Raw genomic sequence first — 16,054 nt, 5'->3', positions numbered from 1 at the left:
TTGGGACATAACAAAATGATTGCTTCTAAGAGACGAACAATAGCTGTTCCAATCTTTTTGGTTTGTCTGAACACGTTCGTTCCATTGCGCTACGGCCACTCGCTTTCCGCGGGGAGGAACCTGAGCTTCCTCGCTGCGCTGCGGGATCTCAGTTTTCCCTCTCTTTCCCGCAGGAGTCGAGTGTCCTACGCTCCATTCCACCCTGTTTCCAACATTGTTTTCACAATCAACCAAAAAACCTGAACGATTAAAAGTGAGAAACTCTCAATCGTTCAGGTTTATCATTGGCTGAATTACTTATGTCCCAGCCTCTTTATACACGTTCTAAAAGCTGCGCCATTAGCATTGCTTTACCAACAACGACGCCCTCATTATATACTTCAACATCTACCTTTCCAAACTTTCGACCCAACTCCAATACTTTCGGTCGAATTTCAACAATGCTGTCAATTTGTACAGGTTTAATGAAATAGATCGTAATATTCTCAATAACTAAGTCACCTTTTTTGAATGAACGAAGCGCTCGGTTTGCTGCTTCCGTTACAATTGTCGTAAATACGCCGTACGAAATAGTTCCCATATAGTTTGTCATTTGCGGCGTTACTTCACAGCGATAAAAAGGTTCAGCTTTTGTATCTTTTACATCGATGAATTGATTGGTCACAATATCGTCAATTGTTTCGCCAACCTGAGGTTGCCTTTGAATCATCTGAAGTGCTTTTAAGACATCCTGTCGACTGATAATTCCTTCTAAATGGTGAGAGTCATCAACAACGGGAAGAACTTCAATACCTTCCCAAACCATCATATGAGCAGAAGATGCCACCGACGTTTTACCATGGACCGTCATTGGATTTTTCGTCATTACCTTCTCGATCGAGGTTTGGGCATCATAACCAATTACATCTTTAGAAGTCACCATTCCGTGGACTTTCATCTGATCATCCACTACAGGAAAACGGCTATGATGCGTTTTTGTGTTAAGGTTATGCCACGTAGCAATTGTATCATTAAGCTTTAGGCTAACAGCTTCTTCAGCAGGCGTTAAGATATCTTCCACCAGTACAATTTCCTTTTTGATCAATTGATCGTAAATGGCACGGTTAATCATGGTTGCAACGGTAAATGTATCATAACTTGTAGAAATGATAGGAAGTTTTAAGTCATCTGCGAGCTTCTTCACCCAATCTTCCGTATCAAATCCTCCTGTAATTAAAACAGCTGCTCCTGCTTCTAAAGCCAATTCATGTGCATTTACTCGGTTTCCAACAATTAAAAGGTTTCCTGCTTCTGTGTATCTCATCATGGCATCTAGCTTCATTGCACCAATAACAAATTTATTAAGCGTTTTATATAACCCTTCTCTTCCACCCAGCACTTGTCCATCTACAATGTTTACAACTTCGGCAAAAGTAAGCTTTTCAATATTTTCTTTTTTCTTTCGCTCGATTCGAATGGTCCCAACACGCTCTATTGTAGAAACGTATCCTTTATTTTCTGCATCTTTAATAGCTCGATAAGCAGTACCTTCGCTTACCGTCAGTTCTTTTGCAATCTGCCTAACTGATATTTTTTCACCAATTGGTAACGAGTCAATATAGTGTAAAATCTGTTCATGTTTTGTCGCCAAATGTACTTCACCCTTCTAAAACGCCGGACGTACTCGGTGCTTTACTCTTTTCTTTTTATTATAAAGGTGGGAAGAGCTGGATTCAATCTCATCCTCTTTGACGAATTGGCTTACGAAGCTTTTGTTGCAAAAGCTTTTTTTGTTCTTCTTTTTTCGCATATAAAAGTGATGACACATTGCCACCTACAACTAGAAGTGCTAACCCTAACCACGTAAGGCTAAAAATCCCTTGAAGGCTCTCTGTGCTTATGACAATATAAGGCTGTGCATAATAAAGCATAAGACCACACAACAACAAATATAAAATTGCTTTATTTCGCTTTAACACACTACATTCCCCCTTTTTTATTTACATAGTATGCTTGTACACACAAAAAAAGACGATGCGCGCTAAATTTGCATCGTCTTGCTATTTCTATTACAAATCCAAACCTTCTCCAGGCTGTAAGACTTTCCCTTCAATTCCTTTTAAGGATTGGACGAACTCATGAGGATCTTGTTTAATAACAGGGAACGTATCGTAATGGATTGGAACAACTAATTTGGCATTTATCCATGAAGCTGCAATTGCCGCATCTTCAGGACCCATTGTAAAGTTATCTCCAATCGGCAAAAATGCTACATCTGGATGGTAATCGCTTAACAATTTCATGTCAGAATAAAGCGCCGTATCACCCGCATGATAAATGGTTTTTCCTTCAATTGTTAGCAGCAACCCTGCTGGCATGCCCGTGTAAACAATTTGCTTGCTTTCTTCTTCCGTATAGCTTGATCCATGAAAAGCTTGTGTGAGTTTAACTTTACCAAAATCAAACGTATAAGCTCCTCCAATGCTCATGGGATGAACATTTAAACCTTTCCATCCTAAATATGTAGCGAGCTCAGCAATAGCAATAACCTGCGCATTTGTTCGTTTTGCAATGGCTACTGTATCTCCTACGTGATCGTTATGACCGTGCGTTAGTAAGATATAGTCTGCTTGTACATCCTCTGCATTTAAATCAGTTTTTCCATTTCCTGTAATAAACGGATCAATTAAAATTGTCTTCCCTTGCGTTTCAATTTTCACAACAGAGTGTCCGTGATAAGAAATATGCACAATAACCTCTCCTTTATCATTATCACTAATTAACTAGTTCGTACCCTTTCTATACTAATTTAAACAAAAAGGGTACGTTCTCTTTATTATAAAGCCGTTATGCTTGCTCTAACAATGTTGTAGCATCAGAGTACGTTAATCCATGTGCATCCGCTACTGCTGCATATGTCACAAAGCCGTTTAATGTATTAATCCCTTGAAGTAACGGTGGATTTTTCAAACACGCTTTCTTGTACCCTAGGGTTGCAATTTGAAGCGCATAAGGAACAGTCACGTTCGTTAAAGCCATGGTTGACGTACGAGGAACAGCTCCAGGCATATTAGCTACCGCATAGTGCAAAACACCGTGCTTTTCATACGTTGGATTATCATGTGTTGTAATGCGGTCTGTTGTTTCAAAGATTCCACCTTGGTCAATCGCAATGTCTACGACAACTGAACCTGGAGACATTGTTTTAATCATGGAAGTGGTAACTAATTTTGGAGCTTTGGCACCTGGAATTAATACTGCTCCAATTACTAGGTCTGAGTCCTTCACAGATTCTGCAATGTTATAGTGATTTGACATTAATGTTGTAATTTCTTTGCCAAATAAGTCGTCTAATTGTCGAAGTCGCTCTGCATTTAAATCAATAATTGTTACATTTGCCCCTAGGCCAACAGCAATTTTCGCAGCGTTTGTTCCCGCAACTCCACCGCCAATAATCGTTACTTTTCCTCGTTGAACACCGGGCACACCACTTAGTAAAACTCCCTTACCACCCTTTGTTTTTTCTAGAAATTGTGCCCCAATCTGCGAGGACATCCTTCCAGCTACTTCGCTCATTGGTGTCAAAAGTGGAAGCGTACGATTCGGTAGCTGCACAGTTTCATACGCAATGCCTACTACTTTCTTTTCAATCAATGCTTTTGTTAATGCTTCTTCAGCAGCAAGGTGCAAGTACGTAAATAAAATTAATCCTTCACGAAAGTAATCGTACTCTTCTTGTAATGGTTCTTTTACTTTCATGACCATCTCTGCACTCCACGCATCGTGAGCTGTTTCAACAATGGTCGCTCCAGCTTCTACATACTGTTCATCCGTAAAGCCAGATCCCTCACCAGCACTTTTTTCAACCCATACTTCGTGACCAGCGTTTGTAAATGCCGTTACGCCAGCTGGTGTAATAGCAACGCGATTTTCATTATTCTTAATTTCTTTTGGAACACCTATTTTCACGATTGTCACTCCTTAATTTATTGTTTATTTATCATATGAATGATATGTAAAATAAGCTCCCCACCTTATGCTTATAAAGTGGGGAGTTTTTGCCTTATTTATAGTCTATCCATCTTTTTATTCATATAGTTCGTTATCACTTTTAGCTTCAACATTTTCAAATGTTGAAGCCATGTAGCCATCTCCTACTACACCACTTGAGTAAGAGTCCATTAGTTGTTGAAACGTTTGTTGTTCTCCTTCATGATCGTATTCATAAACGTGCTGAGGGTTCTTTTTTTCTTTCATTGTTAATCTCTCCTTATATAACGTGTTGTTTTATTCCCCTCTATTTTTCTTCTAACTTGTTGGAGTTATGCACGATGTAACCGTGATTATGACTCTGTACACTTTCACAAAAAATAAGCATAAAAAATGCGCACTTCAGTGAGTGCGCATTTTTTATGCATTAACTTCTTGCTTCAAATCCTCTTTAACTTTTAAGATTGCTTGTCTTACCTGATCGAAACCTGTACCACCCGCACTATTACGACGATTAACCGCAGTTTTTGGATCAAGTACGTGATAGATATCCTCTTCAAATAAATCGCTTGCCGCTTGGTAATTTTCTAACGGTAAATCCATTAGATACATACCTTGCTGAATGCACTCTAGAACAAGCTTACCTACAACTTCATGAGCCTGACGGAACGGCATCCCTTTTGAAGCAAGGTAGTCTGCTAATTCCGTTGCATTTGAAAAGTCTTTTTTAGTTGATGATTCCATGACGTCTGTTTTAACAGTCATTGTTTCAATCATTCCAGCAAAGATTGTCAAGCAACCCTCAATCGTTGTAACTGTATCAAACATACCCTCTTTGTCTTCTTGTAAATCTTTGTTGTATGTTAGAGGCGTACCTTTCAACACTGTTAACAAGCTAAAGAGATGTCCATAGACTCTTCCTGTTTTTCCACGGATTAGCTCAGCCATATCAGGGTTTTTCTTTTGTGGCATAATACTGCTTCCTGTAGCATATGTGTCATCCATTTCAATAAACTGGAATTCTTGACTCGACCATAAAATTAACTCTTCGCAGAAACGAGATAAGTGCATCATCAAAATTGAGCTATTGCTCAAAAATTCTAAAATAAAGTCGCGATCACTTACTGCATCCATACTATTTTGATAAATATCGGCAAAGCCCAACAGCTCAGCGCTATAGTAACGATCAATTGGGAACGTTGTACCAGCAAGTGCTCCTGCTCCTAGGGGAGAGATATCAATGCGTTTTAACGATTCTTCAAATCGCTCAGTATCACGCTTAAACATTGATACATACGCTAGTAAGTGATGAGCAAACGATACAGGCTGCGCTCTTTGTAGATGCGTGTAGCCAGGAAAGATTGTTTCAACATGCTGATCAGCTTTTTCAACTAACACATGCTGTAAATGCTTTGTCAGTTGGATGATTTGCTGCACATGCTTCTTTAAATATAAGTGCATATCAGTTGCAACTTGGTCATTACGGCTTCTGCCTGTATGCAGTTTTCCACCTACAGGACCAATTTCATCGATTAAGAGCTTTTCTAGATTCAAATGAATATCTTCGTACTGAGCAGAAAACATAAGCTCTTTATTTTTTGCTTTTTGAAGCAGGGTTTGTAACCCTGCTTTAATTTGATTCGCTTCTTCACTAGAAAGAATTTTGCATTTTTCTAGCATAGATACATGAGCTAAGCTACCTTCAATATCTTCTTCTACTAAATGTTGGTCGAATGAAATGGATGCCCCAAATTCATCAATCCATTGTTCAGGACGTTTCGTAAAACGTCCTCCCCATAATTTGGTCATACTGTCGTCACCTTCTTAGTATTCACCATGCTGCTAACTTTTGTTGGAAGTCCCCATAAAGAGATAAATCCTACTGCTGCGTTATGGTCAAATTCATCTTCTTTTGTGTACGTAGCAAGTTTTTCGTTATATAGAGAGTTTGGAGACTTACGGCCTTCAACAATCGCATGACCTTTAAACAGCTTTACACGTACCGTTCCGTTTACATATTGTTGCGTATCCTTTAAGAAAGCTAACAGTGAATTTGTTAAAGGTGAGAACCAAAGTCCTTCATAAATAACTTCCGTTAACTTTTTCTCAATAATTGGTTTGAAATGTGCCACTTCTTTTACAAGTGTTAGATCTTCTAATTCCTTATGCGCTTTGATAAGAGTCATCGCAGCTGGACACTCATATACTTCACGTGACTTAATTCCAACTAAACGATTTTCTACGTGGTCGATACGTCCAACTCCGTGCTTTCCAGCAATATCGTTCAGTTCAAGAATAAGCTGAGCTAACGTATAAGATTGGCCATTTAATGAAACAGGTACACCTTGAACAAATTCAATTTCAACCGTTTCAGGAGTATCCGGCGTATCTTCTAATGCAACAGTTAAGTCGTAAGCTTCTTCCGGCGGAGCAGCCCAAGGATCTTCTAGAACACCACACTCGTTACTTCTTCCCCATAAATTTTGATCAATTGAAAACGGGCTGTCTAAGTTAACTGGAATTGGAATATTATGCTGCTTCGCATATTCAATTTCTTCTTCACGAGACCATTTCCAATCACGTACCGGTGCAACAACTTCTAGATCTGGGTTTAAAGCTTTGATTGAAACTTCAAAACGAACTTGGTCATTTCCTTTTCCTGTACAACCATGAGCCACAGCTACTGCATTTTCTTTCTCTGCGACTTCAACAAGCTTCTTTGCAATTAGCGGTCTTGATAACGCAGATACTAATGGATATTTGCCTTCATATAATGTGTGAGCTTGCAGAGCAGCTAATGCATAAATATTTGCATACTCTTCTTTGGCATCAATCACGTGTGATGCTACCGCTCCAACTGTAATAGCTTTTTCTTTAATAAAGTTTAAATCTTTTCCTTCACCTACATCTAAACAACAAGCAACAACATCATAACCTTTTTCCTGTAACCATTTAATAGCAACTGAAGTATCTAAACCACCTGAATATGCAAGAACAATTTTCGGATTACTCATCAACATTTCCTCCTAATATATATAAATACATCTCAATAAATTTTTATTCATTTAATCTACTATTACTTTAACAACTTTATTTGGTTTTTTCAATACTTATTCAAAAAAAAGTATATAAATTCACAAATACTTTTCCAAAAACCTTGTTTTATACGATAAATATACTCTTATCATAAAATAAAACTGCATATATAAAGTGATAAAACACATGATTTTTCTTATTATTTCCTTTATCATAAACAGCATAAGTTCTTATTCACAAAACAAAGAGAGTATTAATGCAAAGATTTCATATGCAAGTGAGGCGTTTATTTATGCAAAATATGTTTTTATATAATAAAAGGCTGGGTATTTCTATTCCTGTACTAGCACATTCATGGAATGAATATACTCCCGCACTACAAGAAGAAATTTTAATTCAGTGGGAAGAAATTAGAGGTTTGATTCCTGATCGAATTGCAGAAATTGAAAGGAAAATTAATAACAAGCAGGCTGCTTTAGAAGAAGAAGATAATTTTCAGAAGTCTTGCCAATTAAATGAGGAAATTGCTGAATTAGCCTCTATTATTAATGATTTGTGGATTTGGTATCGTACGGACCAAGATATATCTGCCAAAACTCATTTGTAAATAAGGTCGAGACATAAGTGTTTCAGTTAACTCTCAACCGTTCGGGTTTTTTGTTGGTGCGGAAAATAAGTTTAAAAAAAGAGTGGAATGGGGCGTAAGACACGCGACTCCTGCGGGAACTAGAGGAAAGGCTGAGACCCCACAGCGCAGCGAGGAGGCTCAGATTCCTCCCCGCGGAAAGTGCGACAATGGAACGAACGTGTTTTTCCAACCTCACTTGTTTCGAAACGTCATGTCATGATTCGTCTTTGAGAAGGAATCATGTAGTTATATCCCAGCCTCGTTATTTACCTTTTCTATTAAAAGACGATATTGATAAAATCGCTTCGCATAATCTGTTACTTGCTTTGTAAATGTATAGTTCATTCCTCCACCAATTGCCATACCAAGCAAAGGAATACGACCGTATGCCTTACGCTTTAAGATGACTATAAGAAAGCTTTTAACAATCTGAACAATAGCTTTATAAACAAGCGACTCAGTTACCACCTGATCTCTACCTTCATAAAAATAAGGGTCGACACCATGTTCGATTTCCTCTGTCAATTCAAGCCACCCTGTCTTTTGCAATTCAGGTGGCAGCAAAGCCGTATGAAATACTTTTAACGTCATCATAAGTTCAAACGGTGTATGGATATTATAACCGTAGCTCATGGCTGCTTTTTGAATCGATTGTAAATTAATAAATAACAAAGCTGGAATATCTGTACCTACTAGTAGAGCTTTCCCCGTACCAGATAAAGCGCCTTGTCCCAATGCATAAAGCCTCTGTTTTGCTAGCTGTTGATCACAAATGTAAGATAGTTGATCAATTTGTAGTGATTGAAGTTCTGGTATACCTGTAATATCTGGTTGAAATACGCGTGCTGTATTAATAATCTGTTTTTCAGCTTGTATCTGAATATCCGTATTTTGAATAAAGGATGTAAAATGAAACATAAAATCATCTGTTTTCGCTAAATACTCTTGTAAAATATGCTCAGGTACAAGGCCAACTGCTTTATGTAACCATTCATCATATGTAATCTCAATCTGACTTTGATCATATTCATCCAATGTTTGTTCCCACTCCCGAATTTCGTGTAGCAACTGCTCTTCTCGATTGGTTAGACTCATGCTTTCACTCCTTCAAAGATAAGTAATAGAATTTGTTTCCATTATAACAAATGTTTAAAAAGACACCTATTTTCATAAAACAAAAAAAGCTAGCGAAAGACGCTAGCTTTTTACATGCTATTAAATATTTGCTAAGCGAACTACGTCGCGAGCAATCATTACTTCTTCATTTGTCGGAATGACAAGAACCTTTACTGGAGAGTGAGGATAGCTAATAAACGCTTCTTCTCCTTGAACACCGTTTAATGCTGGGTCCCAATATACGCCCATAAATTCTAAGCCACGAAGTACACGAGCACGTACAACATCACTGTTCTCACCGATACCTGCAGTGAAGATAATTGCATCTACACCAGACATACGAGCTGCATAAGAGCCAATGTACTTATGAATACGACCAGCAAACACTTCAAGAGCTGTTTCTGCGCGGTCGTTTCCTTCGCCACTTGCTTTAATTAAGTCACGTAAGTCACTTGAGATACCTGATATACCAAGTAAACCACTTTCTTTATTCAACACATTTAGCACTTCGTCTGCAGTTTTTCCTGTTTTCTCCATGATGAATGGAATTAACGCAGGGTCAATGTTACCAGAACGAGTTCCCATTGCTACACCAGCTAACGGCGTGAAGCCCATTGATGTATCAATTGATTTTCCACCTTCGATTGCTGCGATACTTGCACCGTTACCTAAATGACAAGAAATTAAACGTAGTTGTTCAACTGGACGACCTAATAGTTCAGCTGCACGCTCTGATACATATTTATGTGATGTACCGTGGAAACCGTATTTACGAACACCATAGTCTTCATAGTATTCATACGGTAAGCTGTATAAGAATGATTTTTCAGGCATTGTTTGATGGAATGCCGTATCGAACACTGCAACTGCCGGAATGTTTGGTAAGATTGCTTGGAATGCTTTAATACCAACAACGTTAGCTGGGTTATGAAGAGGTGCTAAATCTGATAATGCTTCAATTTCAGCTAGTGTTTTATCCGTAATTAACACAGAATCAGCAAACTTCTCTCCACCGTGAACAACGCGGTGTCCAACGCCTGTAATCTCATCGTATGACTCAATAATACCTTGAGACAATAGCTTGTCTACTAAGATTTGAACTGCTACAGAGTGGTCTGGAATTTCTCTTACTTCTGTTTGTTTTTCACCATTTACTGAAATAGTGAAAACGGCATCGTCTAAACCGATACGCTCTACTAAACCTTTTGTTAAAACTGCTTCGCTTGGCATTTCAAACAGCTGGAACTTTAAAGATGAGCTACCAGCATTAATTGCAATAATTTTTAACATATACTAAAAACAGCTCCTTTTTATATACGTGCATTATGAACTTGACGAAAAAGTACAAAACGATATTCTCTACAATATTCTATGCATTTCGACACAAATTCTATCCTTATTCATTTAATCATTCACCACTATAGATTTCAAGGGCTATGCACGATTAAAAGCGCCATCATAAAAAATCATTATTTTCTAAAAAGATAAATTATTTATTCAATTTAAACCATTCATTCATTTGACTCATAATATTGTTCATGCCTTGCTTGTTACTAAACTTTGGTAAATTTACAAGAAGTGCGTTCTCTGGTGGAGTTACCCCCTCACCCTTTTTCTGTAAAACCAGAATGCTTTTTGCTGCTTCTTCCTGCTTAAACATCGATAACGGAAGCTGAATGATTGCTTGTACAATCGCTTCTTCTTTTAGCAACGCCTGTAGAAGATGAGATTGCTCAGAATCAAATAGATTGTTTGGAATCAGCGTGACTACATATCCACCTGGTTTAACGTGGTTTAAGCTTTTTTCAATAAATAAATGATGAGCATACGTATGCCCTTCTTCTGACTTTACTTTATATTGGGCAGCACCTTCATCATTTGGATAATAGCCTACCGGTAAATCACAAATCACAAGGTCAACAGGATCAATAAATAGCGGCTGTAAACTATCTTGATGAAATAACTCTACACCGTGCTTTTGAAGGTTTGCATTTACATAGGTTAACTGAAGCAATAAGTCGTCAATATCAACGCCATACACTTGTTCAATTGAATGTGAATGCATATTTAAAATCGTCGTAATTAAATTCCCTGCTCCTACTGCTGGATCTAGTATCGTATAGCTCTGATTCCCTTCCATAAACTTACCAACGACATAACCCATAAATAACCCTACCGCATCAGGTGTCATTTGATGATTTGGCTGAATCGCTTCTTTCATTCCTTTTAAAACTGCTAATTGATATGCTTTTCGAATTGTCTCTTGCTCAAATTGATTCAGTTTTACAGAACTATATTCTTTTTGTAACCTTTTTTTCGTTACTTCATCTAATTCATCTTGTAAGATGTCTTCTTGAAATAAATTTTCACCTGTTTCAGCAACTGCTTCTAAATATAAGCAGTTTAGCTCTTTTCGTAAAATGACTGCACTCTGGTCAATAACCTTAAACAGCTGCTCCATTTTTGATAACTCGCTCACATCTATTCCTCCTTGAACATTTCCATTTATTAATCTATTTTTCATTACAACGCTTTATATAGAACTCTAACAAAGAATTTTATTTTATCACAAATAGTTCATGCCACACAAAGAAGGCGAAAAACAATGTTTTCCGCCTTCTTTGTCTAAAACATGTGCAATTACTTAGCTGCTTTTGCTGCTTCGATTGCTGCTTCATAGTTTGGATGATCCGTAACTTCTGGTAGATACTCAACGTATGTTACTTCGTCGTTTGAGTTTACCACAAATACAGAACGAGCTAATAAACGTAGTTCTTTGATAGCTACGCCAAATGCTTCACCAAAAGATAAATCGCGGTGATCAGATACAGTTTGTACGTTTTCAATACCATTTGAACCGCACCAGCGCTTTTGTGCAAACGGCAAATCAACGCTTACTGTTAATACTTTCACATTGTCTAGCTTTGATGCTTCTTCATTGAAGCGGCGTGTTTGTGCATCACAAACACCTGTATCAATAGAAGGAACTACACTAATTAGACGCACTGAACCTTTTGTGTCATCTAACGTTACTTCTGACAAATCGTTTGCAAGAACCGTAAAATTAGGCGCTTTGTCTCCTACCTTTACTTGATTCCCTAGTAGTGTTACATCGTTACCTTTAAACTTAACTGTTGTCACGAATGATTCCTCCCCTAAATAAATATGTACATCCTTCATATTAGCGCCTATGTAAAAAGATTGCAATTAAATGCGTTTTCCCCATATAAAAAAAGCCCTCGTTTTTATAATCATGTAACGAGAGCTTGTAGCTTATAGATTAAATGAATCATTACTATCATTGCGATCATGATTTTCTTGGTCATGACGATTTTTTTTAAACATATGCTGCATGCGTTCGATTGCTTGAGGTGCAGTGTCTAGGATCTTCTCGTATAAGTGCGTGCTTTCATTTAAATGAAGCATTTTAATTCCAGCTGAGCTAACAATCAAGAAAGCAATTGGCGTAATCGATACTCCTCCACCACTTCCTCCACCAAAGGGATGACTCGAATCAGCTGATTGACCACCTTGTTGTGAAGATGACTTGTGTCCTTCTCCATTAAATTCACTTCCTCCTGCTGCAAAACCAAACCCTACCTTTGATACCGTTAAAATAACACTTCCATCCGGTGTTTCTACTGGGTCTCCGATGATTGTATTGACGTCAATCATTTCTTTTAAATTTTCCATTGCTGTAGACATTAGACTCTTAATTGGATGTTCTCCCATTCAAGTAACCTCCTTATGTTTTAACAGAATGCGCTTTGCTTTCGCTTTCAGGCTTATAAAAGCGAGGTATCTTGCGCCAGTGCTTAACTAAACGTAAACCTACTAATATAGCTTGTCCTAATCGGAATGAAATTATGCATTGAAAGATGGTTTCAGACCACATCTTTTGAAAGGCTGGCACTACCGTCATCCTAGGAGGATCTTTTAGCCTCATGTATTGATCAAGCAGATGAACAAAACCACTTTTTGCAGACCATACAACACCCACTAAAATAGCGCTGAGAGCAGCGTCACCTAGACCTACTCGTGTATGCCATTTTAAATTTCTCACTGCTATATGACTTAAAAACTTCCGAATAATGGTATGAAGGCCAACAACATGTTCTAAAAATTGCTTTACATCTTCCAGAAGATTGAGAACGTCTTCCATGGAGTAGTCTTTCCATTTATCTTTATTTGTATTTTCTCCCGCTCCGCTTTTTTCTTCGACAAGCAGGGTATTGGAGTCTTTTTGAACCTTTACCACTGGTATTTCATATGTATAGCGAATGAGCTTAAACCACGCCATAAACGTCACGCGATAATAATCGTTATCCTTGGCATGTCGTAAGTCAATATATACCGTAATCTTCGTAACTATCACTATAAACACAAGGACAAGTAGTATTGCGATAATCCATGACACCCATATCACTTTCTTCACTCCTTTTTCCCCTTCTATTATGTCCCATATATCATGAAGTTAAACCTAACAAGAAAGGCCTCCACTCAACGAGTAGAGGCCTTCTATATTATTTTATTTCATGCACTACTGCAGTTTCTGCAAAATAGTCATGTGCACCTTGCTTTTTAGGTAAAAAGGCAACGATGATATAACCGATAAATAGAACCGTTTTTGAAATATAACGTCCAATTCCTTCTCGGAACAAAACGACTGACCAGCTAAGCGGCGTTCCATTTAATGAGACTACCTTTAAGCCAAAAACCATCTTTCCTAATGTTTGACCAAAGAACTTGGTCATTAAAATGAAATAGCCATAAAACGTCAGTGCTGTAATGAACCAAAACGGTGAAAATAATTGATCAACTTGAGCAAAATCAAATGCTTTAAAAATTGGTTTTACAATAATACCATTTATACTTCCCACTACAATGATATCAAGGAGGTATGCCCAAAAACGCATCCAAAACCCAGCATATCGATTTTCAACTACAGAAGGGTTTACTACTCTATCTTCTAAAGGTGATGAATGTTCAACACCCGCTACTTCTTTATCATATGAGTTATTTTCCATTATTCATCCACCTCTATTCTTGATATAGATACATCATACGAGGAGAATTTGGCTCAGCTAATGATTTCAAAACAGAAGATAGCTGCTGGTCACTTCCCATCATCTTGTTCATGCTCATGGATAGCCATGAAGGGAAGCCAAAGCCTGATTCGTATTCAATAACCTGAGCATCTTTTAGCTTATACTGCTTTTTCATATCTACTAAGCTGTCTTCAAAGAACCCTAGCTCATCAACTAATTTTAACTCTTTTGCTTGGCGACCATCATAGATTCGCCCATCAGCAATTTCACGCACCTTACTTTCAGATAAGTTGCGCCCTTTCGAGATGACATCAACAAAGCCACTGTATGAGTTATCAATAAGCTTTTGCATAATTTGACGCTCTTCTTCAGTCATATCTCTCGTAGGTGACATAATATCCTTATGCTCACCACTTTTTATTGTCACGTCTTTTACTCCAAGACGCTCAGCGAGTTCTCCGTAGTTTACGCTTTGCATAATAACACCGAGTGAACCTGTTAACGTATCTGGAGTTGCATAAATTTTATCAGCTGATGTCGAGATGTAATATCCACCAGATGCAGCCATTGAGCCCATTGAAATATAGATAGGTTTTTTCGTATCAGCTTGAATCTCTTCCATTTTTTTATGTATTTGAGCGCTTTCTACTACTCCACCCCCTGGTGAATTAACCTTTATGATAATTCCTTTGACCATGTCATCATCTTTAGCTGCATCAAGTTGTTCTAAAAACAGCTCGTGATTATAGCCACCTTGCGAAAATAATGATGTACTATCTCCTGTATCTTGAATCGTTCCGTTTACTTCTAAAACAGCAATCTTATTAAGAGACGCACCCTCTTCAATAACCATTTCAGTTAGCTCGCTAGCACTTCCGCCAAAGAACCCAGCAACGCCCGTTTCCTCATCACTAGCAAAAATAAAAGTTGAAACTGTGTTTACTAGTATTGAAATAATAAATACACCAACTGCGATGGCGAGTGCTACCCACCTTTTCGTATTCATGAAAACCCTCCTAAATTAATCCTGATTACAAATTGAAAGAATAATCTTTCAATTTGTGTTTTAATAGTGATATAATTATTGTAACAAACTTTTGTAATAAAGTTTACTTTTATACTATTTTTTTACATCAAAGACGGGGAAACAAGGGGGAACTACATATGTCAAATCGTCGTAATGTTTATTTCTTTCATCCTAGAAATAAAGAAACAAATGCCGCAGTAAAACCTTTACAAGAGTTAGCGGTTAAGTATGATTTTACGGTAGTAGAGCAATCGAAAGAGGCAAATATTATTGTAAGCATTGGAGATGACGGTGCTTTTTTACAGGCTGTCCGTCAAACAGGTTTTAGAGATGACTGCTTGTATGCAGGGGTAGCAACATCCGAGCAGCTAAACTTCTACTGTGATTTCCATATTAATGAAAAAGAAAAAATGATTGACGCTATCACTTCCGAAAATATTGAGGTAAGGCGCTTTCCCGTATTAGAAACAACCATTGATCAAGAGACGACATTCCATTCACTAAATGAATGTCTTGTGCGATCCGCATTAATAAAAACGTTTACAATGGACGTATTTATTAACGAGAATCATTTTGAGACATTCCGTGGCGATGGTATGGTTATTTCGACACCAACAGGAAGTACAGCTTATAATAAATCAGTTAACGGTGCCGTCGTTGATCCACTTTTACCGTGTATACAAATCAGCGAACTTGCATCTTTAAACAATAACAATTATCGTACGCTTGGATCTTCTTTTATTTTAAGCAATGAGCACACGTTAACCCTAAAGCTCTCAAACGATAACAGCCATTACCCTGTTATCGGCTTAGATAACGAAGCAATCAGTACAAAACACGTAGATCAAATCCAAGTTCGTCTAAGTGATCGCCAAGTTAAAACTGTAAAATTAAAAGATAATTCATTTTGGCAACGCGTACAGCGTACATTCTTATAAGTACTATTTTAAAGAGGCTGGGACATAAGTAATTCAGCCAATGATAAACCTGAACGATTGAGAGTTTCTCACTTTTAATCGTTCAGGTTTTTTGTTGATTGTGAAAACAATGTTGGAAACAGGGTGGAATGGAGCGTAGGACACTCGACTCCTGCGGGAAAGAGAGGGAAAACGGAGATCCCGCAGCGCAGCGAGGAAGCTCAGGTTCCTCCCCGCGGAAAGCGAGTGGCCGTAGCGCAATGGAACGAACGTGTTCAGACAAACCAAAAAGATTGGAACAGCTAGTGTTCGT

The 16,054-nt window shown here is 37.9% G+C and carries 20 protein-coding genes; 4 read left to right on the top strand and 16 right to left on the bottom strand.

Translation table 11 applies throughout. The features are described from left to right. The 8 genes from AS180_RS22860 to AS180_RS18940 all read right to left on the bottom strand — a co-directional run. The coding region (locus AS180_RS22860) for a hypothetical protein (protein ID WP_139109233.1) at window positions 1–201 on the bottom strand (201 nt) is incomplete at its 3' end. Window positions 202–313: 112 nt separating this feature from the next. Beyond that, the gene (locus AS180_RS18965; protein WP_025908934.1) at window positions 314–1,630 is read right to left on the bottom strand and encodes a CBS domain-containing protein; all 1,317 of its coding nucleotides are present in this window, start codon (window positions 1,628–1,630) and stop codon (window positions 314–316) included. 88 nt (window positions 1,631–1,718) lie between these two features. Next, the gene (locus AS180_RS18960) at window positions 1,719–1,958 is read right to left on the bottom strand and encodes a hypothetical protein (RefSeq protein ID WP_226372998.1); all 240 of its coding nucleotides are present in this window, start codon (window positions 1,956–1,958) and stop codon (window positions 1,719–1,721) included. Between the two features lie 90 nt (window positions 1,959–2,048). Beyond that, complete coding sequence (locus AS180_RS18955; protein ID WP_025908932.1) at window positions 2,049–2,729, bottom strand: metal-dependent hydrolase; 681 nt, start codon at window positions 2,727–2,729, stop codon at window positions 2,049–2,051. Window positions 2,730–2,826: 97 nt separating this feature from the next. Beyond that, window positions 2,827–3,948: an alanine dehydrogenase gene (ald, locus tag AS180_RS18950; protein ID WP_025908931.1), complete on the bottom strand. Its 1,122-nt coding sequence runs from the start codon at window positions 3,946–3,948 to the stop codon at window positions 2,827–2,829. A 117-nt stretch (window positions 3,949–4,065) separates the two neighbouring features. Further along, on the bottom strand, window positions 4,066–4,236 hold the full coding sequence (locus AS180_RS23345) for a hypothetical protein (RefSeq protein ID WP_169799852.1): 171 nt from the start codon (window positions 4,234–4,236) through the stop codon (window positions 4,066–4,068). Between the two features lie 153 nt (window positions 4,237–4,389). Further along, window positions 4,390–5,778 (bottom strand): argininosuccinate lyase, encoded by a 1,389-nt coding sequence (argH, locus tag AS180_RS18945; RefSeq protein WP_025908930.1) that lies wholly within the window; start codon window positions 5,776–5,778, stop codon window positions 4,390–4,392. Next, the gene (locus tag AS180_RS18940) at window positions 5,775–6,983 is read right to left on the bottom strand and encodes an argininosuccinate synthase (protein ID WP_025908929.1); all 1,209 of its coding nucleotides are present in this window, start codon (window positions 6,981–6,983) and stop codon (window positions 5,775–5,777) included. Before AS180_RS18940 ends, argH begins: the two co-directional genes overlap by 4 nt. 314 nt (window positions 6,984–7,297) lie before the next feature. On the opposite strand from AS180_RS18940, the gene AS180_RS18935 reads away from it, so the two are divergent. After that, a complete protein-coding gene (locus AS180_RS18935; protein WP_025908928.1) occupies window positions 7,298–7,612 on the top strand; it encodes a hypothetical protein in 315 nt (104 codons plus the stop codon). An 82-nt stretch (window positions 7,613–7,694) separates the two neighbouring features. After that, the gene (locus tag AS180_RS22855) at window positions 7,695–7,853 is read left to right on the top strand and encodes a hypothetical protein (protein WP_156413513.1); all 159 of its coding nucleotides are present in this window, start codon (window positions 7,695–7,697) and stop codon (window positions 7,851–7,853) included. A 26-nt stretch (window positions 7,854–7,879) separates the two neighbouring features. Here the strand turns inward: AS180_RS22855 and AS180_RS18930 are convergent, their stop codons facing one another. The 8 genes from AS180_RS18930 to sppA form a co-directional block, all read right to left on the bottom strand. Continuing rightward, the gene (locus tag AS180_RS18930; RefSeq protein WP_025908927.1) at window positions 7,880–8,728 is read right to left on the bottom strand and encodes an EcsC family protein; all 849 of its coding nucleotides are present in this window, start codon (window positions 8,726–8,728) and stop codon (window positions 7,880–7,882) included. A gap of 120 nt (window positions 8,729–8,848) precedes the next feature. Next, entirely contained in the window at window positions 8,849–10,039 is a 1,191-nt protein-coding gene (locus tag AS180_RS18925; RefSeq protein WP_062687308.1) for an acetate kinase, read from the bottom strand. Between the two features lie 199 nt (window positions 10,040–10,238). Continuing rightward, window positions 10,239–11,228 (bottom strand): class I SAM-dependent methyltransferase, encoded by a 990-nt coding sequence (locus AS180_RS18920; RefSeq protein ID WP_082636417.1) that lies wholly within the window; start codon window positions 11,226–11,228, stop codon window positions 10,239–10,241. A gap of 161 nt (window positions 11,229–11,389) precedes the next feature. Next, entirely contained in the window at window positions 11,390–11,890 is a 501-nt protein-coding gene (gene tpx, locus AS180_RS18915) for a thiol peroxidase (protein WP_061785770.1), read from the bottom strand. Between the two features lie 132 nt (window positions 11,891–12,022). Continuing rightward, window positions 12,023–12,481 (bottom strand): GerW family sporulation protein, encoded by a 459-nt coding sequence (gene ytfJ / locus AS180_RS18910; protein ID WP_062687306.1) that lies wholly within the window; start codon window positions 12,479–12,481, stop codon window positions 12,023–12,025. 13 nt (window positions 12,482–12,494) lie between these two features. After that, a complete protein-coding gene (locus AS180_RS18905; RefSeq protein ID WP_226372997.1) occupies window positions 12,495–13,184 on the bottom strand; it encodes a DUF2953 domain-containing protein in 690 nt (229 codons plus the stop codon). Window positions 13,185–13,272: 88 nt separating this feature from the next. Beyond that, window positions 13,273–13,776 carry an RDD family protein gene (locus AS180_RS18900; RefSeq protein ID WP_025908921.1) on the bottom strand — a complete coding sequence of 168 codons (504 nt, stop codon included), beginning with the start codon at window positions 13,774–13,776 and terminating at the stop codon, window positions 13,273–13,275. Between the two features lie 13 nt (window positions 13,777–13,789). Then, window positions 13,790–14,803 (bottom strand): signal peptide peptidase SppA, encoded by a 1,014-nt coding sequence (gene sppA / locus AS180_RS18895; protein ID WP_025908920.1) that lies wholly within the window; start codon window positions 14,801–14,803, stop codon window positions 13,790–13,792. Between the two features lie 158 nt (window positions 14,804–14,961). Between sppA and AS180_RS18890 the strand changes: the two genes are divergently transcribed. Together AS180_RS18890 and AS180_RS22850 are read left to right on the top strand one after the other, a co-directional pair. Continuing rightward, a complete protein-coding gene (locus AS180_RS18890; protein WP_025908919.1) occupies window positions 14,962–15,762 on the top strand; it encodes an NAD kinase in 801 nt (266 codons plus the stop codon). Window positions 15,763–15,885: 123 nt separating this feature from the next. Beyond that, a complete protein-coding gene (locus AS180_RS22850; protein ID WP_156413469.1) occupies window positions 15,886–16,047 on the top strand; it encodes a hypothetical protein in 162 nt (53 codons plus the stop codon). The last annotated feature ends 7 nt before the right edge of the window (window positions 16,048–16,054 follow it).

It is taken from the genome of Priestia veravalensis, from assembly GCF_001457055.1.
Classification (GTDB): domain Bacteria; phylum Bacillota; class Bacilli; order Bacillales; family Bacillaceae_H; genus Priestia; species Priestia flexa.
This window is presented reverse-complemented; position numbering and strand designations above follow the sequence as displayed.